Genomic DNA, 20,559 nt, shown 5'->3' with positions numbered 1-20,559 from the left:
ATGATCAACCGCAATTAAATCAAGCCAGATTCAATGCCTGTTCAGACGGTTCCGTCATCAATGCGCGTGCAATTAATGCTGGATAAATTTGTTCCCGTCCAATCGGATAGTACTCAAACCCTTGTTTTGCCAAATACTGCGGCTCGTATAGATTTCGCCCATCAAAAATAATCGCCTGCGACAATAGCGCCTTCATTTCCGCAAAATCTGGACTACGAAACGCCTTCCACTCGGTCATCACCACTAAAGCATCGGCTTGCTTGAGCACGGCCTGAGGCCCTTCTCCATAGCGCAGACCCGTTGCATGAGGCATCACCCGCTGCGCCTCGATCATCGCGACGGGATCATACGCCGCAATCGTTGCACCTTGCGCCAATAGGTACTCGATTAATACTCGACTAGGTGCATCGCGCATATCATCGGTATTGGGCTTGAAGGCCAATCCCCATAATGCAAAATGCATCCCAGCTAAATTACCGGCAAAACGCTGCTTGATTTTATGAATAATGACGGATTTTTGCGCTAGATTGGCGTGCTCAACCGCCGCTAGCACGCGCAACTGAATACCGTTTTCATTGGCGGTACGCTGCAAAGCTTGTACATCTTTAGGAAAGCACGAGCCACCATAGCCCACGCCGGCGTATAAAAAATGGTAGCCAATGCGCGGATCGGCACCGATCCCTTTGCGAACCAGCTCAATATCGGCACCTAAAATTTCCGCCAAATTCGCCAATTCATTCATCAATGAAATGCGCGTCGCCAACATCGCATTGGCCGCATACTTGGTCATTTCAGCCGAGCGAATATCCATCAATAAAATTCGATCATGATTACGCACAAACGGCGCGTATAAAGCATGCAATAAATCGCTCGCCGTTTCATCCTCGCAACCCATCACAATCCGATCTGGCCGCATAAAATCATCAATCGCCGCCCCTTCTTTTAAAAACTCGGGATTGGCGACGACCGCAAAACTGGCATTTAAACCACGTAGCGTCAACTGCGCCGCAATCACCGCACGAACCTTATCGCCCGTGCCAACAGGCACCGTGGATTTATTCACAATCACTTTATAGGTATTCATATGGCGACCAATATGGTTGGCTGCCGCTACGACGTATTGCAAATCGGCGGAACCATCCTCATTGGGTGGCGTTCCCACCGCAATAAATTGAATCGTGCCATGCGCCACTGATTCAGCAATATTGCTTGTAAAGCGTAATCGAGAGGCTGCACGATTGCGCTTGATCATTTCCTCTAAGCCTGGCTCATAAATAGGCACTCCGCCTTGATTGAGCAACTCAATTTTGCTGACATCCACGTCCAAACACAGCACATCATTGCCGTACTCAGCCAAACACGTTGCCGTCACCAAGCCAACATAACCCGAGCCAATAACCGTCACTTTCATTTTATTTCCCCAATCAGGGTGAAAATCGGATGACTTACAAGAAATAATCTGTGGGTATAAACGTCTAAGGCTTATCTATATTTGGCTAAAAACAGATACCTAATAAAAAAATAACTCGCGCTAACATTCACCCCACGCAATGAAAATAACAGATAGATCTTACTAATTAATGACAATAAAATTAAATTAACTATGCAAAACCAAGGCTAGTACACGACGATTTTCTGCTGTCAGCACATTAAAAGTGCGGCACAGTGCGCCTGTATCCATCATATCAATGCCAATTCGCTGACTAGAGAGCGCGGCGTACAGCAGTGGATGTGGGAATTGAATCTTGCTCCCCGTGCCCAACAGCACCAGCTCAGGCTCATACCCCAACAACGCCGCAAAATCTTCCGCAGTTAAATCGGCAAACGACGTCGGACGCCACGTATGTATTTCATTGGGCAGCACCAAGACACTGCCTTCAAAACGCTCATCGTTCACTTTGACACCCGTGGTGTCATACGCAGTAAATTGATTCACATTTTTTACTTTGGATTGATGCAGCTTCATGCGCAAATGCCTATTTAAGTGATTTTGCTCGATTCTACCAAAGCCGCCTGCGTCTAAAGCGCAAAAATACGTGCGAACTATGCATTTAATACACGTAGATGACCATTTCCCTCATTCTTTCGTTAGAATACGGGGTTTCCCTGAAAAACCTTTGCGCAGGCCATACGATGGAAGCCATCCTCAAGTCCAACAAATTATTGAACATCTGCTACGAAATCCGTGGGCCGATTCCAGAGCGAGCGCGGCAGATGGAAGAAGAAGGCCATCGCATTATCAAACTTAATATTGGCAACCTCGCCAACTTTGGTTTTGATGCGCCCGAAGAAGTCGTGCAAGATGTGATTCGCAATTTGGCCAATGCCGCCGGTTATGTGGATTCCAAAGGTTTATTCCAAGCGCGTAAAGCCATCATGCATTACACGCAACAAAAAAATATTGCCGACGTCACCGTTGACGATATTTATATTGGTAATGGCGCGTCTGAGCTCATCGTGATGAGTATGCAAGGCTTACTCAACACCGGTGATGAAGTGTTAGTACCGATGCCAGACTATCCACTCTGGACTGCCGCAGTCAGCCTCGCCGGCGGTACGCCACGGCATTACCTCTGCGACGAGGCCGATGGCTGGATGCCATCGTTGAGCGATATGCGCGCCAAAATCACGCCAAAAACACGGGCGATTGTGGTCATCAACCCGAATAATCCAACCGGCGCGCTGTATCCAGACTCCGTGCTGCTCGACATCATTGCGCTGGCGCGTGAGTTTGGTCTGATTATTTATGCCGATGAAATTTACGATAAAGTGCTTTACGACGGGGTTAGCCACACCTCAATCGCTTCGCTGGCTGATGATGTACTTTTTGTCACGTTTAACGGTTTGTCGAAAAACTACCGCGCTTGTGGTTATCGCTCCGGTTGGATGATTGTTTCTGGCGAAAAACATCGCGCCAAAGACTATATCGAAGGCCTCAATATGCTGGCGACGATGCGCTTGTGTGCCAATGTGCCATCGCAATACGCCATCCAAACCGCGCTCGGCGGCTATCAAAGCATTGATGATTTAGTGTGCGAAGGCGGCCGTTTAGCCAAACAACGCGATTTGGCTTACAACATGCTCAGCGCCATGCCCGGCGTGTCGGTCGTCAAGCCGCAAGCCGCGCTGTATATGTTCCCTAAGCTCGATCCGGTGATTTACCCGGTGAGCGACGATCAGCAATTTATGCTCGAATTGCTGCAAGATGAAAAAGTACTACTGGTCCAAGGCACTGGCTTTAACTGGCCACAACACGATCACTTTCGCGTAGTTTTTCTGCCTAATTTGGATGACCTCACCGATGCGCTCAATCGCGTCGCCCGCTTTTTGACGCAATGGCGTAAACGCCATGGCACCGGTGAGTTTGCTGCAAAATAACCGTAGGGTGGGTCTGCCACCCGCTAATAAACCGTCGGGTTTCGCTAACCCGAGCGACAAGGGAAGCAAAATGAAAGCAATCAACGTTGGCCTCTGTGGCGTAGGAACAGTCGGTGGCGGTACCGCCACCGTTTTAAAACGTAACGGTAATGAAATCGCCCGCCGCGCTGGCCGCCCTATCGTCATTACGATGGCCGCCAATCGCGACTTAGATCGCGCACGCGAATTAGTGGGTGACGATGTACTGCTCACCGACAATGCGATGGATGTAGTCAACAATCCCGATATCGACATCGTCGTTGAACTCATCGGCGGCACCACCGTTGCCAAAGACTTGGTTTTAGCCGCAATTGCCAACGGCAAACACGTGGTCACTGCCAATAAAAAACTCATCGCCGAATACGGCAATGAAATTTTTGCCCTCGCCCAAGAAAAAGGCGTCATGGTGGCCTTTGAAGCCGCCGTTGCGGGTGGTATTCCAGTCATCAAAGCACTACGCGAAGGTTTAACCGCCAACCAAATCGAATGGGTGGCTGGCATTATCAACGGCACATCAAACTTTATCCTGACTGAAATGCGCGATAAAGGTTCGGCCTTTGCCGATGTATTGGCCGAAGCGCAGCGCCTCGGTTACGCCGAAGCCGATCCAACCTTCGACATCGAAGGCCACGACGCCGCGCACAAGCTCACCATCATGAGCGCGATTGCTTTCGGCATTCCAGTGCAGTTCGACAAAGCGTATTTAGAAGGCATCAGCAAACTTGACGCTGCCGATATTAAATACGCCGCAGAATTGGGCTATCGCATCAAATTACTCGGCATGACGCGCCGCCGCCCGAACGGCATTGAATTACGCGTGTCACCGACATTGATTCCGGCTGGTCGCTTGATCGCCAATGTCGATGGCGTAATGAATGCGGTGCTGGTCAAAGGCGACGCAGTAGGCGCCACCATGTATTACGGCCCGGGCGCTGGCGCAGAACCAACGGCATCTTCGGTGATTGCCGATTTGGTCGACATCACTCGCCTACACACTGCCGATCCAGAACATCGCGTGCCCCATCTGGCGTTCCAACCGTCGCAAATCGCTAATCTACCGATTTTGCCGATCGACGAAGTGGAAACTTGCTATTACCTGCGCTTAACCGCCAAAGATTTACCTGGCGTGTTGGCCGATGTCACGGGTATTTTGGCTGAAGGGCAAATTTCGGTCGATGCCATGCTGCAAAAACCTGCTGCGGCAGCTGGCGGCACGGCTGAGATCATTATCGTGACGCACATCGCGATCGAAAAAAACATCAACATCGCCATCGCCAAAATCGAAAACCTCGCCAGCACGCATGGCAAGGTGGTGAAATTGCGTTTGGAGCATTTAAACGGCTAAAACAGCGGCTGCGAGGCACGAATGCGGCTTCATAAGCGCCCCTTAAAATCCTCATGTACACGAACGTACATTCCGGTTTTTCGAAGCGCTTATGCATTGCCTTCGCACCTCTCGCTCGCTGTTGAATTCTGATTACAGCATCGTAGGGCGTATTCGACGCGAAGCGGCAATACGCCGAATGAAGTGGATTTTTAATACATGGTGGCGTAATTCCTTCGGCGATTACGCCCTACGCACTTCACGTCTCACGTTCGCTGTTGAATTTTGAATGCAAGGTTGTCGTAGGGTGAATTAGGTCGGCAGATGACGTCGATTAACGCCGACGCGAATCGGCGGCAACCTCCGTTTTGTGCTCTGATTAACAGCGCAATGGTGGGTACGCGGCATAAAAACCGCCTAAGCAACCCTAAGTCAGTGCCAAGGAAATGCTGATGAATCCGATTGAGCAAATTGAAGCGGAAAAACTAGCAAAAGATGTAGTTAGACGCGCAGATGCGCTGACGGTTTTAGCGGCGCCGAACCGGATTTCCAAATGGGCTTGGATTTCTCCTATAGGCCTAGCTTTCATTGGATTAATTCAATCAGGCGGTTTGACTTGGTTAATGGGCGGTGAATTAGTGCCACTAACCCCCTTTAACGATGTGTTTGTCAGTATTTTGGCATGGGGTGGCTTTTCCTTAGCCGCACTCGCCTATCAAGAAGCCAGACAAAACCGAAAGCGCCTAGAAGCGGCACTTTCATTATTAGATTTAACATAAAACGTACGTATATTAACCCAAGCCTTAAGAATACTAACCTACAAGCAGATACCCATGAAATACATCTCGACTCGTGGCGGTATGAACGCCCAAGCATTCAGCGATATTCTTCTTGGTGGCCTCGCGCCCGATGGCGGCCTGTCGATTCCAGAGCAATATCCGCAACTGTCTCAAGCCGATTTAGAAAGCATGGCCACGCTCAATTACCGCGATTTAGCCTTCGCGGTCATTAGCCGTTTTGTCGACGATATTCCTAGCGACGATCTAAAAGCCTTGATCAACAAAACCTACACCGCCGAAGTGTATTGCAATGGCCGCTCAAAAAATCAAGCCGATCACATCACGCCACTGATTAAGCTCGATGGCTCGCTGTATATCCAAGAACTCTCCAACGGCCCAACGCTGGCATTCAAAGACATGGCGATGCAATTGCTCGGCAATCTGTTTGAATACGTGCTGGACAAAAAAGGCGAGCAAATCAATATTGTTGGCGCAACATCAGGCGACACCGGCTCTGCTGCCGAATACGCGATGCGCGGCAAACGCGGCGTAAATGTATTTATGCTGTCGCCATTTGGCAAAATGAGCCCGTTCCAACGCGCACAAATGTTTAGTCTACAAGACGAAAATATTTTCAATTTATCGGTGCATGGCTTTTTTGACGCTTGCCAAGACATCGTTAAAAACATCAATAAAGACGCTGAATTTAAAGCCCAATACAAAATTGGCGCAGTCAATTCAATCAACTGGGGCCGCATCGTGGCCCAAGTGGTGTATTACTTCAAGGGCTACTTTGCCACCATCTTAGCCACCGGCAAAAAAGTCGGCGATAAAGTCGATTTCTGCGTACCGTCGGGTAATTTTGGCAATATCTGCGCCGGCCATATTGCCCGCCAAATGGGCTTGCCGATCGGCCAACTGGTCGTTGCGACCAATGAAAACGATGTGCTGGACGAGTTCTTCAAAACCGGCGGCTACCATCCACGAGATGTAGCCAACACCTTTGAAACCACCAGCCCGTCGATGGACATTAGCAAAGCCTCTAATTTGGAGCGCTTTGTGTTTGATTTGATCGGCCGTGATAGCGCGCGTTTAGCTGCATTGTGGACCGAAGTTGAATCGGGTGGCGGCTTTGATTTATCCCCTGCTGAATTGGCGCTAATGCAAGACAGTTATGGCTTTAAATCATCGGCCAGCAATCACAGCGATCGAATTGCCCATATTCGCGAAGTGTTTGAAAAATACGGCGTACAAATTGATCCGCATACCGCTGACGGCTTTAAAGCCGCCAAAGCCCATCGCAATCTTGCTGTGCCAATGGTGATTATGGAAACCGCCTTGCCAGCCAAGTTTGAAGACACCATGCTCGAAGCCCTCAAACAAGCGCCGTTCCGCCCCAAAGGTTTGGCCGGCCTAGAAGCCTTGCCACAGCGCTTTGAGGCGATTGATGCAGATACCAATTTGCTGAAAAAATACATCGTTGACCATCTCGCTTAAATAGCAAGATACAATACAAAAAGCCCGTTACGAATGTAGCGGGCTTATTTATTTCTGAGGGTATATTTATCTAGCTTAAGGTTTACGTAGCACTCGAACCAATACCTCATTGCCTTTGCCTTGATATTCCAAACTATCAAACGACATCATTCTGGCCATTGAAATTCCACGGCCATGCGGATCAAACGCACGCTCAGGTGAAAACTCTAAAAAAGGCTGCCAATCAAAGCCCTGCCCTTCATCCAAAATATGAATCTGAATTTCATCTTCATCCATGCTGTACTTTACGGCGACTTTTCTTTGGGCGTAATCAGGGCTGGCCAAGCGAGATTCCACTTCATCTTGCCAACGGCCCGCTTGTAATAACCGTGATTTATCAGCGTAGCTAATGCCCAAATTGCCATGCTCAACGGCATTCACCAGTAACTCAGACAAACCCATCGCCACCCGCTGAGGCTCTGGGCAAGCGCGTGACAGCATTAATGTCAATTGTCTGGCTTCATCTAAAGTACGAAAATGAAATTCGCCATTCACCAATAAACGATAAGACTCGGCGTGCTCAGTAATCTGATCTTCTAGCTGCTTGCGCTCTTTGTGAAAGCCCACTGCGGCCGCCACAATCGCCAACAACATTTCACGCTGAAACGGTTTAATCAAATAATAGTAAGCACCGGCAGCCAAACCTTCACGCACATTCTCTGCTGCGCCGACTGCGGTTTGCATAATGACTGGAATATGCAAAAAATCAGGATGTTGCTTTAGCTTGGCCAAAACCTGCATGCCATCCATACGTGGCATCATTCGATCGAGCAATATGGTCGAAAACCTTGCTGATCGTGCTGCAGGATTTCCCAAGCCGCCTCACCATCTTCAGCAGTCACCGTTTCATAGCCCGCATCGGCTAAATGCTCGGACAGTATTTCTAAATTAAATGGTTCATCGTCAACAATCAGGATTCGATTGAGCGGTTTCGTTGCCATATTTACCCCAACTATTTAACTTATGCTGACAAGCACATCACCGGACAGCTCGGCGTATAAATGACAAAATTCTTGTGATAGCTTATGTTTGGCATCCAATGCAATCAAAGGCATGGCCTGATCATGCGACTCACGCACCTTCACTGAGCTCGACAATCTAGCTTGTAATACCGGCAAGCCCTGCGCCTCTAAATCCTGCACCAAACGCTGTGGCAAACTAGCGCGTGATTGATATTGATTGACAATAATGCCTTCAATTTTCAGCTCACTATTATGATCTTGCCGAATTTCTTCCACGCGGGCGATTAAACCCAGTAAGGCGTCGCGCGAGAATGTATCACAATCAAAAGGAATCAAGCAGCCAGAGGCGGCAATCAAGGCCGAAAGTGTGAAAAAGTTAAGTGCTGGCGGGGTATCAATATAGACCTCATCAAATTGCCCGGTGAGCTCGGCCAATGTTTCGCGTAATTTATAGATTTTGTAGCGCGACTCTAATTTAACTTGCTGTTCCGCAATACTGGGATGCGAAGGCATGATAAATAGATTTTTAAACGGCGTAGGATGGATAAACTCAGCAGCGCCTTTGGCATACAAAGAGAAATTAAGCACTTGGTCAAAAAAATCGGCCAATGTGGGCGTGCACTCGTAAGCTGCAGCGCCCAAAACATAATGACTGCTATTGCCCTGTGGGTCTAAATCAACAATCAGAACGCGTTTGCCTTGTGCCGCAGCCACGGCGGCCAAATTCACCGTAATCGTTGATTTACCGACGCCGCCTTTTTGATTAAACACCACCCGTCGTAACATGCTCACGCCTCGCCAAGTTTGCCTCATCACACTATAACACTGAGCGCCATGCGGCTAGGTGAATGCCTTATTGCACGGGATAAGCTGCGTCATTTATGACAACTAACAAAAGAAATAAACAATACCAGCGTCAACCATTGTCGACTATTAAGCAAGCTATTGATAATAAACCCGCCACATCTCTTGAAGCCCTCACCTCTGCCCCCATTTGCTAAGCATTCATGTTGTTATGTTCAACCCACAGGAAGCAATAAAGACTATGTCTAAAGAAACATTAGGCTTTCAAGCCGAAGTCAAACAACTCTTGCAACTGATGATTCATTCTTTGTATTCCAACAAAGAAATTTTCTTGCGCGAATTGGTGTCCAATGCCTCTGATGCATGCGACAAATTGCGCTTTGAAGCAATCAATAATGACAGCCTGTTTGGCAATGATCCCGAACTCAAAATCCACGTGAGCTTTGATGCCGATGCCAAAACCATCACCATCAGCGACAGTGGTATCGGTATGAGCCGCGATGAAGTGATCCAAAATATTGGTACCATCGCTCGCTCTGGCACCAAAGAATTCTTTAGCCAACTCTCTGGCGATGCACAAAAAGATGCGCATTTAATCGGTCAATTTGGCGTGGGTTTTTACTCGGCCTTTATCATTGCCGATAAAGTCACTCTCACCACCCGCCGTGCAGGCGAAGAAACCGCCACGCAATGGGAATCCAAAGGCGATGGCGAATTCACGCTAGAAACCGTTGAAAAAGCCAGCCGTGGCACGACCATCGTGTTGCACCTCAAAGAAGGCGAAGAAGAATTCCTCAACGATTGGCGTTTACGCAGCATCATCCGCAAATATTCAGACCACATCACTTTGCCGATCATGATGCCAGCGCAAGCGGGCTACAACGAAGACGGCTCAATTAAACCGGCCGAAGGCGAAGAAACCGTCAATCAAGCCAATGCTTTGTGGACGCGTAGCAAATCAGACATCACACCTGAGCAATACACCGAGTTCTATAAACACGTCGCGCACGACTACGAAGAACCGCTCGCTTGGAGCCACGCTAAAGTCGAAGGCCGCCAAGAATACACCGAGCTACTCTACGTGCCGAAACGGGCACCATTTGATTTATACGACCGCGAACGTCGCCATGGCGTGAAGCTCTACGTGCGCCGCGTATTTATCATGGAAGACAGCGAAAAATTGCTACCGCAATACCTGCGCTTTATCCGTGGTGTGATTGATTCGGCCGATTTGCCGCTCAACGTATCACGCGAAATCTTGCAACACAGCAAAGACATCGAGCAGATTAAATCCGGTTGCGTTAAAAAAGTGCTGGGTCTGTTAGAAAGCATGGCCAACTCTGACGATGGCGCAGAACAAGCCAAATACGCCGCATTTTGGACTGAGTTTGGCAAAGTGCTCAAAGAAGGCGTTGGTGAAGACCATGCCAACAAAGAGCGCATCGCCGCGCTATGCCGCTTTGCTTCGACCCACAATGACAATGCCGAACAAACCGTCTCGCTCAAAGACTATCTGGGTCGCATGAAAGAAGGCCAAGATCAGATCTACTTCATCACCGCCGATTCGTATGCCGCAGCGAAAAACAGCCCGCATCTGGAAGTTTTCCGCAAAAAAGGCATCGAAGTCTTACTTTTGTCTGACCGCGTTGATGAATGGGCATTTAGCGGCTTAACCGAATTTGAAGGTAAAAAACTCCAGTCCGTTGCCAAAGGCGAGCTCGATTTAGAGCAATTTACCGACGAAGCCGAAAAGCAAGAGCAAGAAGCCGCAGCAACCGAGCTGAAAGACGTCATTGAACAAATGAAAGCGGTACTTGGCGATTCAGTCAAAGACATCCGCGTTACGCATCGCTTGACCGACAGCCCAGCTTGCTTGGTCGTCGAAAACCAAGACATGAGCGCCAACCTAGAGCGCCTACTCAAATCAGCCGGGCAAGACGTAAAAGGCAGCAAACCAATCTTGGAAGTGAATCCAACACATCCACTGGTGAGCAAGCTCAAAGCAGAAGCAGCTAGCGACAAATTTGGCGATTGGACTCAGTTGATTTTTGACCAAGCGTTATTGGCCGAAGGCGGTCAGCTCGAAGACCCTGCTTCATTCGTAAAACGCTTAAATGGCTTGATGCTGGCGATGCAAAACTAAACACCTGCGTGGCTAACAACCACGCAGTATCGATGTCATGACAGCGTGACACCCAAAAAACCGGCGAATTCGCCGGTTTTTTTTCGTGTCGACTTTGTATCAACTACGGTTGTTCTCCATGACTTTATTTCAATTAAATTACCATTAAATTTTTATTACCCAACAATAACTTACGAAATTACTTTGACTTTGCAACGATATGCCACTAGTATTTTATCTCAATAAATGTCGTTAATAATCAATCAGTTAGAATATTAACATGTACTAACTTTCAAACCCTGAATGAGACTTGAATATGAAATTAATCCATATTGCAGCCGCAATCGCCTTAAGCTCGCTCGTCAGCTTAAGCCAAGCCGCCACCCTTAATTTAACCCCAACTGAACAAACCGTTGGCAAGCAACTCGTGACCTTATTTAGCGCCACTCAAGATGCGAGCAACGTCACCAGCTATGGCTTTTTTAATATTGCACAGACTGGAGACTATAAGCTGACGTTTAAAATTGATGCCGCGCCAAACTCAGGCGACCTAATCAGTGCACTGTCATTTATCACCCAAGTTAATTGGACTGGCAGCAATCCAAACTACACCTCTGCACCCCATATCATTTCAACATTTCAAGATGCAATGGTGGGCACGTCCTCTTGGGCTCGCACCTATACCTTTAGTGCGATTCAAGATGCCAAATATGCTTACAACACCCAATTTACCTTTGCCAACCCTGGCTTTAAGGGCGGCACATTTACAGCAACAGTCACCCCAGTGCCTGAACCAGAAACTTATGCCTTAATGGGATTGGGCTTGATGGGTTTACTAGCAGCACGCCGTCGTAAACAAGCTAAATAATTAAGCCCACGCCAAAACAGTGCTAGCAATACGCTAGCGCTGTTTTTTTATGGCCAAACTATGTGCCCCAATAAATCAGTGCGTAATCAATCTAATGGTGACTACAAATGATTAATAACCACATTAGTTGCAGTTAATTTATTAATACACCGCTGGTCATTCAATTGCTGAAAGTAATAAAAATGAAATCAATTGTGCCGAGAATACAGTTATAAAAATAAATTCACACAATATTGAACTAAATGCTTTGAGCTAAAGGCAGTAGCAGTTAGAATGCCAACTATTAACATACTTTCAATTTAAGTAATCTATTATATAGGTATATATATGAAAAAGATTAACCACTTTGTAGGTGCTGCAATCATTGGCCTGGCTGCGGTATCTAGCCAAGCAGCAGTAACTAAAGTGACATTAAGTCATGGCAGTGATTTTAGCGCTGCGCAAAAAATCAACAAAACTTCTGGCGATGAATGGATTTATAACTCAGTTACTTTTAAAGTAACGGATAACTCGCCGATTTTGTTTAGCTTTTTTAATGAACAAAAAGCCAATAACGTTGGTAAAGGCACTTTTGATTTATTGACGGTAAAACTACTGGAAGGCAGCAAAGTAATCAGCACCCATGCCTTTGGTAGCACCGGCCAGTATTTATTTAGCAATACATTTGCTGCTAATAAAAACTATAAATTCCAATTTAATGGCTTTAGCACCAACTACGTCGGCAACTTAAACTACACCGTTGCTGCCGTACCAGAGCCAGAAGCCTACGCCTTAATGGGCTTAGGTTTGATTGGTCTACTGGCTGCTCGCCGCCGTAAATTAAAGTCAATATGATTTGCTAAGTCGCGATTTAAAAATCGCGCCTATCCCTGCATGCGTATGTATATAAAACAAGGCAGCAAAAAGCCCACTTCATTGAGAAGTGGGCTTTTTTAATCAATACCATTTAACTAGCGGACCAAAATCCACGCGTATCAATCACCACACAACGCTGGAGTTTTTCAGGGCGAATCCGATTAAAGTGCTTGTGATCAACTAACAAAATGACAATATCGGCTTGATCAATGGCGGTTTGTGTATCAACCAACTCAACCTTACCCAGCAATTTATTCGGCAAGCTTGAGACATGCGGCTCAACAGCCAAAATACGGCCAATACCTTTTTCAGCTAATTCGGCCACAATGCCAACTGAGGGGCTTTCACGCAAATCATCGATATTGGCTTTAAACGCCAACCCCAAACAAGCAATCACCGGCGCTTTAAATTTGCTCGCGGCATTCACGGCCTGCGCCACAATATAATGCGGCTTAAAGTCATTCACTTCACGCGCGGTGCGAATCATTCTCGCCTCTTCTGGGGCTGAATCCACAATAAACCAAGGATCTACCGCAATACAATGCCCACCAACACCTGGGCCGGGTTGCAAAATATTCACTCGAGGATGGCGATTTGCTAGTTTGATTAATTCCCAAGGGTTAATCGATAACTTATCGCAAATAATCGACAATTCATTCGCAAAAGCGATATTCACATCGCGGAAAGAGTTTTCGGTTAATTTAGCCATTTCCGCGGTGCGCGAATCGGTCAATAAACACTCGCCTTTTACAAAAATACTATACAAATCGGCGGCCATTTCGGCAGCACGCTGCGTCATCCCGCCAACAATTCGATCGTTCTCAACCAATTCACGCAACACGTGCCCAGGCAAAACGCGTTCAGGACAATAAGCCAATTGCACATCAGCACTTTCGCCATTTTGCTGCGGAAAACTCAAATCAGGGCGCGCTTCAGCCAACCATGCGGCCAGCTTCTCTGTAGCGCCAACCGGAGAGGTTGACTCTAAAATCACCAAATTGCCTTTTTTCAAGAATGGGGCAATCGCCTTTCCAGCAGCCTCGATATAGCTCAAATCAGGCTTATTACCTTCTGTAAATGGCGTTGGCACTGCAATCATGAACGCATCTGCTTCAGCAGGCGTCGTCTGTGCCACCAGCAAACCTTCATTTACAACGTGATGTACTAAACCATCCAGATCAGGTTCAACAATATGAATTTGTCCACGATTAATCGTATCAACAGCGTGCTGACTAACATCCACACCAATCACTTTAATCCCACGACTCGCAATCACTGTTGCGGTTGGCAAACCGATATAACCCAAACCGATCATTGAAACTGTTTGATACTTAATCATACTTAAAACTCCCGATAGCAAGAATGTCGTTAATTCGTTTTGCTGCTAAACCATCACCATATGGATTATGTGCGCGTGACATTTGTTCATACGCGGTCGGATTGTCGAGTAACTCAGTCGCTTCTTTAACAATCAGAGCCTGATTAGTCCCCACCAATTTAACCGTGCCCGCCTCAACCGCTTCTGGGCGCTCTGTCGTATCTCGCATCACCAAAACAGGCTTACCAAGAGACGGCGCTTCTTCTTGCACGCCACCGCTATCGGTTAAAATCAAATAGGCTCGTGTCATCAAATACACAAACGGCAAATAATCTTGTGGCTCAATTAAGTGCACATTACTCAAACCCGACAAAATACGGCGCACAGGCTCTTGAACATTTGGATTCAAATGCATTGGATACAAAATCTCGACATCGGGGCGCTGCGCTAACTCAGCCAAGGCGGCACAGATATTTTCAAACCCTTGTCCAAAATTTTCTCGGCGATGGCCGGTAACCAAGATTAAGCGTTTATTCGCATCCAAAAATGGAAACTGCGCGGCCAACTCAGTATTGAGCACGACATCGTTTTTAATCCGTGCAGCCACATCCAGCAAAGCATCAATCACCGTATTACCTGTTACATAGACATTAGCGGCGGGCACCGCTTCGCGCAGTAGATTGTTCTGAGAAGTCTCTGTAGGAGAAAAATGCAGCGCGCTAATTGCACCCGCAATTTTTCGATTCATTTCTTCTGGCCACGGTGAATAAATATTACCGGTACGCAATCCTGCCTCGACATGCCCAACAGGTATCCGCTGGTAGAACGCAGCCAGACTAGCTGCCATCGTGGTACTCGTGTCGCCATGCACCAAAACAATATCCGGCTGCCATTCAGTCAATACTCCCCGCATACCCAATAAAACCCGACTCGTAATATCGGTGAGATCTTGCCCTTGCTGCATTAAATCCAAATCAAAATCCGGTTTAATCGCAAACAAAGCCAACACTTGATCCAACATTTGCCGATGCTGTGCGGTAACACACACCTTGGCATTAAACCGCGCATCGGCCTGTAAAGCCGCCACAACAGGCGCCATCTTGATCGCCTCGGGGCGAGTACCAAAGACCACCAAAACTTTCATCATGATTTACCCATCGCTTTTACAAAAACGGCCTTACCCAATAAAACAAAGAAATACATATCTTCAATAAAATAGCGCTTAAACATTCGACGTGGCTCTTGCAAAAAGCGATAAAACCACTCAAACCCAGTTTTTTGCATCCAAACAGGCGCACGCTTGGTTTTACCCACCATCACATCAAACGTACCGCCCACGCCCATCGCAAACGGCACTTTCATTTGCGACTGATATTTCCCCAAGAACTGTTCTTTTTTTGGTGAGCTAATGGCCACAAAGAGCAAATCAGTTTTACTTAGGGTAATTGCATCAACAACTGATTGCTCTTGGTCCGCAGACCAATACCCATTACGGTAGCCTGCAATTTGCAGATTTGGATACTGCACGGTGAATTTATCCACCACGCCTTTCACCACTTCCTCTTTCGCACCTAAAAAATAAACTCGCCAGCCCTGCTCAGCCGAATAGCGCATCAACTCAACAAATAGATCCACTCCTGCTACGCGCTCTTTGAGTGGGATCCCAAGCAATTTCGAAGCCCAGACAACAGGCATACCATCGGCATTGATTAATGCACAATTATTGATAATCTGACGTAACTCTGGATCTTTTTCAGCTTTTACGACCTTATCAGCATTAATCACTACATGCTGATTAGGTAAGCCTGAAGCAATTAATTCACCAATTCTTACTAGTGTCTCTTGCATATTAAGATTATCAACATCACAACCAAGAATTTTAATTCGCTGCAAGTGCATACTTAATTCCATTTAAATTAAAACAACGAAAAAACAAAAAACAAATAATAAAAACCAGACAAACAACCACTTATTTTAAAACCAACAAAAATCCTCGTTACACTTAGCTCTAATCAAAATAAAAAAAAGAGCTCTTTCCAGATTTTTTTCTTTTCAACTCATCACAAAAAACAACCTCAACATCAAACAACTCACACCATAGATCAACTTGTCGTTTAACAATTTGATTGCAAACGACAACCGAATCAAAACCATCTTTTAATTTTATATACAAAGTTAATTTACCCGGCTCTTTTTGTGCAATTTGCAGATGAGCGATCCATTCCCAATTAACATCATCAAGAATAAGACTAGGAATTTTAGAACCATCTTTTGCCAGTAAAAAATTCTGCAATCTACCTTCTATATCAACAATAGCGTCATTATTTTTTCTTACGTAATCTTGTGTTTGGTAGCGAATCAATGGCATCGCATTATTCCACAATGATGTACCAACAATCTGTACGCCTACATCATCACAAATAAATTCATTCACTGAGTACAAATCATCAAAGCAATAATTACTAAGCTCCCCATCAATGAACTTAGCAAAACCAATATTAGTTCGCTCAGAAAGACCATAACTAATATAAATTGGACACCGAAAAACATCTTGAATAATAGCCAGTTGTTTTTTGTATATAGATTCGGAAGCTAGAAAAACAGCCTTAATCTGAATACAATTTGGACTCTCTCTATACAATTCAGCAAGCTCAGTCACACAACTTGGGTAGCCATGAATATAATCAGGGCTAAATCGATGAATTGCTTCTGCCAATTTTGAAAAATTTCTTTTATCAATATGGGTAGGAGATATTAGCAATCGATTGCCTTGTTGCCGACATGGCGGCTCAGACAAACCCACTAAAGCATCCTGACCCAATCTTAATACTCTTGATTTTTCTAATGAAAAACCAGTATCGCCCCAGTAATAATTATAAAAAGCACGTTCGACATCTGAAGACATCTTACTGCGCTGCACGACAAGCCCAAGACCTGTAGAGCCCCCAGAAGATGATCTTAAAATTTTAGGTTGCAGTTTGCTGGTAAAGAAATCTGAGTTATATGCAACCACCTCCTCCTTAGAAAGCAAGGGAAATAACGCCAGCATTTCATGCGGATCATTATTAAGAATATCTTTCGCCGACAATTTAACCCTACTTGGGTAAAACTTAGTTTTTGTAAGCGCCAAATATAAGGTTTCTCTTAATCTAGACTTAATAACTATATTTTTTTTATCTAAATCATGATCAAGAAGCAATTTGCTAACAGCAAAATATTCCTTACCATACAATAGCCGCGTCGGAAAAAGTCTTCTAAACTCAAAATAAATATCCTTGGCGACGGAACTCAGCATAAAAAGCACTCCATAAGAAGCTGAACCTTAGTATTTTCCGCAGCAAAATACAAACATCAAATTCAAATAAAATTAAATTAAAAACATTTTAATTTAAAATAAAACAACTTGCATTAGCGATCAATTTACCACTTACATAATTTTGCCTAACACATCAGCCAGCCTAAAAAACCTTTAACGACTAAGCCCAAACTTCCATTTAAAAAAATCAAAAAACCAAAAAAATCATTCATTCATTTTAATTTAAGCGTTCAATTTTAAATTCAGTAATCCATTGTGCTTTACCAATATGGCCATTGACACGACAATCCACACGAGTCGCGGGCTGCTTTTCTCCATAACGTTCCGAAACCCAGCCAGCAATTGGACTCAATGCACCACATTGAGAAATCAAAGAAAAATCAGTCCCTATAACACGCGCCACAATTTGCAATTGTGGCGTGCTAATCAGCCATCCAACATCATTACAAACCACGTCTAGATCAGCGGCATGCTGCCAATTGATTGAAAAATCACACGCTGAGTGAGATTCAATTTCATCAAACACCCGAACAATTCGTTCAGCACTTGAATATTCAACACGTCTTAAATGTGAAACTTTGCTAGGCAAACGTTGGTAACCATCGTGAGATGCACACCAAGTCGTCAAGCCATCACCAGATGTAAAATCATGCAGTACCGATTTAGCCTGCTTTACCCACATAAATTTACCGCCGCTAACAGACTGATCTTGCCCGTTAATACAGACCGTATTGTGTGCAGCAGTACCGCGAAAATAATCACGCCATCCGCCTTCAGCGTGATAGCTATAAGTACCAGCATCAACCAGCACCGGCATGCCGCCCACAGAAAGTAATACGGCTAAGGCATCAGCATGCCCATGAGCAGCTATACCCAGATAACCTAATGGCCCCGAATCCAGTATTAGCTTAACCTCTGATGGCATACCCCAGTCAGAACCAATCACTGCATACCCACCCTCAGCAAACAAGCGCGGTACGGCCTGCAAATTGGCATTGCGTTTAGGTTTTGATAAAGGGAACGACAGCCACCATTTTGCCGCTGCTGAATGACACCCTAATGTCTGCCACTGCGCACATCCAAAAATTTCACCACAGACTTGCAATAAATGATCAAACGGTGATGTCGATGAATCGCGCGCTAACTGCGTGACATAGCCATCATCCGCATCACCAATACCCGGGACATTGCCAGCCACATCTCGAACAGCGGCAACCCATTCCCCCATTGCATGCAAACGCTCCCAATAGACGGCAGGAAATTGATGCGGTGTATTCTCAACTGAACGCCCAGCCCAGAACAAAAATTCAAACACAAATTGCTGGTAAGACATGGCCTGTTCGCGATTGACACCATCAACACCGTTTTGCAACAGAGCTTGTCTTAGCAGGTTTTCCTTCGCGAAATCTCGCCATTCACTGCATTCGCTCCAGAAAGGCCAAGTCATACAAGCCACCAACAAGCCTGATAACTCACCAATTAAATGATTATTGGCAGAAGAATGTTGAGATAAATGATGCCGAATAAAAAATAAGGATTGATATATATGCGCTAACCAATCTGATTTGAGTTTTTGACCTACTTCACCAGCCCACAAAGCAGAATCATCTTGCCCTACTAATTGCCAAATAATCGACCAATTAATCAAGCGAATTGCTGTTTCAAGGCTACTCGACCAATGCGGCCCATTCGGATAAGGCGCATCTTTCAACCACGAAGCGAAGCAATCTTGCAGTGCAGAAATGTAGCGTGAATCTTGCGTTAAAGCCCAAGCCTGCGCCAAAGTCACTAATTCAAGATGACGAGCTGGCTCCCACAGATATTTGATATCCCCAACGACGTTACGTTGACTAATCGGTATGCGCAAACCGAAGCTTAATGGGGCACGGATACCCGTTAAAGGATCAACTTGCCAATCAGGTGGCATGCCCAATGGCAATCGTTGACCAAAAACATCCCAGCGCCCAGCCAGCAAATGCGCTGCAGCATTTAAAATGGCGGCCCCCTCATCAGCACTTAAATTGACTGGCTTTTGAATCCAAGGCGTCGTCGCCACAATACGTTCGGGCGTCTTTGAATGAGCTAATAGACATCCATTTTCTTGTAAAACTTTACTTGAATGCTCGGCCACACGATGCGCAACCTCTGGCAAACTCATACAGCGCAAACGATTTAAATACCAATCTAGTGAAGCCATCATTTATTTTCCAACAAGCGCGTATAAAGTTGTGTTAATTCATTTGTAACAACTTCAACATCAAATTTCTCCGCCACGGTTTGCTGCAATTTCCGTGCTATTTCCCCACGCAAATCATCGTCGATCAATAAATGATTAATTTTTTTTGCCAGATCATCCACATCGCCAGGCTTAACAATGCAATCGGCTATACAACTAGCAAGCGCCTCAGGAATGCCACCCACATCACTTGCAATCACCGGCAAGCCATAGGCCATCGCCTCTAAAATCGACATCGGTAAACCTTCGTTATACGAAGGTAGCAGTAATATGCTCGCCGAATTGAGCAGCCGCTCTTTATCCTCGCCAACCACCCAGCCCAAAAACTCAATATGTGTATCGACTTTTAAATCGACCGCCAATTGGCGAGCCGCTTCAATTTGACCCGTGCCACCTATTTTTAATTGAACAGCAGGATTTAATTTAATCACATCAGGCATTGCACTAATCAAATCAAAAGTGCCTTTTCTATTTCCGACATGACCAAGAAACAAAATAACATTTGGATCACGAACATCAGAAACTTTCAACGGAGTTGCTATCGGGTTATAAATAGTAACTACATTTGCAATATTACAAATTCCGCGCAACTGCTCATTCCATTTATGCGACAAGGCAATAACACAATCTGCATTAGATAAAACATAGAGAACCATTTTCTTCTGAAAGAAATTACTTTTTTCACGATAGAAAAGTTCAAACTCAGCACCATGCACATGAACGATGGTACTGACATTAAAGACTCTAGCAACGACAAAGAATAAATACTTCCTCATAAAGCTGCCATATGATGCAGTTTGCAAATGCAAAATACTTACCTTATCTAGGCAGCAATAAAATATGAATTGCACAAACCCAAATAAAAATACAGTACACTTTTTTAGAGCTCCATCAGCAACATGAGATGAAATATATTCAATATTATTTTTCTCGAATAAGCCGGCATTTTGATAAGTACGCACCACAGAAGCAATACCTCCCTGCCCTTGTGGATCGGTACCGACCATAATTATTTTTTTCAT

The 20,559-nt window shown here is 45.6% G+C and carries 17 protein-coding genes and 1 pseudogene; 7 read left to right on the top strand and 11 right to left on the bottom strand.

The window, feature by feature from the left end; all coding sequences use genetic code 11:
- Nucleotides 1–19 precede the first annotated feature (19 nt).
- Both HQN60_RS09260 and HQN60_RS09255 read right to left on the bottom strand, forming a co-directional pair.
- A complete protein-coding gene (locus HQN60_RS09260; RefSeq protein WP_173533375.1) occupies nt 20–1,411 on the bottom strand; it encodes a UDP-glucose dehydrogenase family protein in 1,392 nt (463 codons plus the stop codon).
- A gap of 186 nt (nt 1,412–1,597) precedes the next feature.
- Nucleotides 1,598–1,966 carry an Mth938-like domain-containing protein gene (locus HQN60_RS09255; protein ID WP_173533374.1) on the bottom strand — a complete coding sequence of 123 codons (369 nt, stop codon included), beginning with the start codon at nt 1,964–1,966 and terminating at the stop codon, nt 1,598–1,600.
- A gap of 167 nt (nt 1,967–2,133) precedes the next feature.
- Between HQN60_RS09255 and HQN60_RS09250 the strand changes: the two genes are divergently transcribed.
- From HQN60_RS09250 to thrC, 4 genes are all read left to right on the top strand, one after another.
- Nucleotides 2,134–3,378 carry a pyridoxal phosphate-dependent aminotransferase gene (locus tag HQN60_RS09250; protein ID WP_173533373.1) on the top strand — a complete coding sequence of 415 codons (1,245 nt, stop codon included), beginning with the start codon at nt 2,134–2,136 and terminating at the stop codon, nt 3,376–3,378.
- Between the two features lie 70 nt (nt 3,379–3,448).
- Nucleotides 3,449–4,762, top strand: a complete 1,314-nt coding sequence (locus HQN60_RS09245; protein WP_173533372.1) for a homoserine dehydrogenase — start codon at nt 3,449–3,451, stop codon at nt 4,760–4,762.
- Between the two features lie 431 nt (nt 4,763–5,193).
- The gene (locus HQN60_RS09240; protein WP_173533371.1) at nt 5,194–5,520 is read left to right on the top strand and encodes a hypothetical protein; all 327 of its coding nucleotides are present in this window, start codon (nt 5,194–5,196) and stop codon (nt 5,518–5,520) included.
- A gap of 54 nt (nt 5,521–5,574) precedes the next feature.
- A complete protein-coding gene (thrC, locus tag HQN60_RS09235) occupies nt 5,575–7,017 on the top strand; it encodes a threonine synthase (RefSeq protein WP_173533370.1) in 1,443 nt (480 codons plus the stop codon).
- Nucleotides 7,018–7,092: 75 nt separating this feature from the next.
- On the opposite strand, the gene HQN60_RS09230 is transcribed toward thrC, so the two are convergent.
- The 3 genes from HQN60_RS09230 to HQN60_RS09225 are packed head-to-tail and all read right to left on the bottom strand — an operon-like array spanning nt 7,093 to nt 8,804.
- Nucleotides 7,093–7,818, bottom strand: coding sequence for a response regulator (locus HQN60_RS09230; RefSeq protein WP_254456608.1), 726 nt, complete (start codon nt 7,816–7,818; stop codon nt 7,093–7,095).
- Nucleotides 7,815–7,997, bottom strand: a complete 183-nt coding sequence (locus HQN60_RS16220) for a response regulator (RefSeq protein WP_254456607.1) — start codon at nt 7,995–7,997, stop codon at nt 7,815–7,817. The genes HQN60_RS09230 and HQN60_RS16220 overlap by 4 nt, the downstream gene beginning before the upstream one ends.
- A gap of 15 nt (nt 7,998–8,012) precedes the next feature.
- Nucleotides 8,013–8,804 carry a ParA family protein gene (locus HQN60_RS09225; RefSeq protein WP_173533369.1) on the bottom strand — a complete coding sequence of 264 codons (792 nt, stop codon included), beginning with the start codon at nt 8,802–8,804 and terminating at the stop codon, nt 8,013–8,015.
- 259 nt (nt 8,805–9,063) lie between these two features.
- Here HQN60_RS09225 and htpG point away from each other — a divergent pair, with 259 nt between their 5' ends.
- The 3 genes and pseudogenes from htpG to HQN60_RS09210 all read left to right on the top strand — a co-directional run bounded on the left by htpG (nt 9,064) and on the right by HQN60_RS09210 (nt 12,646).
- Nucleotides 9,064–10,965 (top strand): molecular chaperone HtpG, encoded by a 1,902-nt coding sequence (htpG, locus tag HQN60_RS09220; RefSeq protein ID WP_173533368.1) that lies wholly within the window; start codon nt 9,064–9,066, stop codon nt 10,963–10,965.
- Between the two features lie 754 nt (nt 10,966–11,719).
- Nucleotides 11,720–11,812 (top strand): annotated as a pseudogene (locus HQN60_RS16475) (PEP-CTERM sorting domain-containing protein); the annotation flags it as partial.
- 327 nt (nt 11,813–12,139) lie between these two features.
- Nucleotides 12,140–12,646, top strand: coding sequence for an FxDxF family PEP-CTERM protein (locus tag HQN60_RS09210; protein WP_173533366.1), 507 nt, complete (start codon nt 12,140–12,142; stop codon nt 12,644–12,646).
- 112 nt (nt 12,647–12,758) lie between these two features.
- Here the strand turns inward: HQN60_RS09210 and wecC are convergent, their stop codons facing one another.
- From wecC to HQN60_RS09180, 6 genes are all read right to left on the bottom strand, one after another.
- A complete protein-coding gene (wecC, locus tag HQN60_RS09205) occupies nt 12,759–14,006 on the bottom strand; it encodes a UDP-N-acetyl-D-mannosamine dehydrogenase (protein ID WP_217390089.1) in 1,248 nt (415 codons plus the stop codon).
- Nucleotides 13,999–15,132: a non-hydrolyzing UDP-N-acetylglucosamine 2-epimerase gene (wecB, locus tag HQN60_RS09200; RefSeq protein WP_217390087.1), complete on the bottom strand. Its 1,134-nt coding sequence runs from the start codon at nt 15,130–15,132 to the stop codon at nt 13,999–14,001. Before wecB ends, wecC begins: the two co-directional genes overlap by 8 nt.
- Nucleotides 15,129–15,833, bottom strand: coding sequence for a WecB/TagA/CpsF family glycosyltransferase (locus HQN60_RS09195; RefSeq protein WP_173533365.1), 705 nt, complete (start codon nt 15,831–15,833; stop codon nt 15,129–15,131). Before HQN60_RS09195 ends, wecB begins: the two co-directional genes overlap by 4 nt.
- Nucleotides 15,834–15,993: 160 nt before the next feature.
- Complete coding sequence (locus tag HQN60_RS09190; RefSeq protein ID WP_173533364.1) at nt 15,994–17,280, bottom strand: phenylacetate--CoA ligase family protein; 1,287 nt, start codon at nt 17,278–17,280, stop codon at nt 15,994–15,996.
- Between the two features lie 238 nt (nt 17,281–17,518).
- Complete coding sequence (locus tag HQN60_RS09185; protein ID WP_173533363.1) at nt 17,519–19,501, bottom strand: heparinase II/III family protein; 1,983 nt, start codon at nt 19,499–19,501, stop codon at nt 17,519–17,521.
- Nucleotides 19,498–20,559: a glycosyltransferase family 4 protein gene (locus HQN60_RS09180; protein WP_173533362.1), complete on the bottom strand. Its 1,062-nt coding sequence runs from the start codon at nt 20,557–20,559 to the stop codon at nt 19,498–19,500. Before HQN60_RS09180 ends, HQN60_RS09185 begins: the two co-directional genes overlap by 4 nt.

Source organism: Deefgea piscis, assembly GCF_013284055.1.
Lineage (GTDB): Bacteria > Pseudomonadota > Gammaproteobacteria > Burkholderiales > Chitinibacteraceae > Deefgea > Deefgea piscis.
This window is presented reverse-complemented; position numbering and strand designations above follow the sequence as displayed.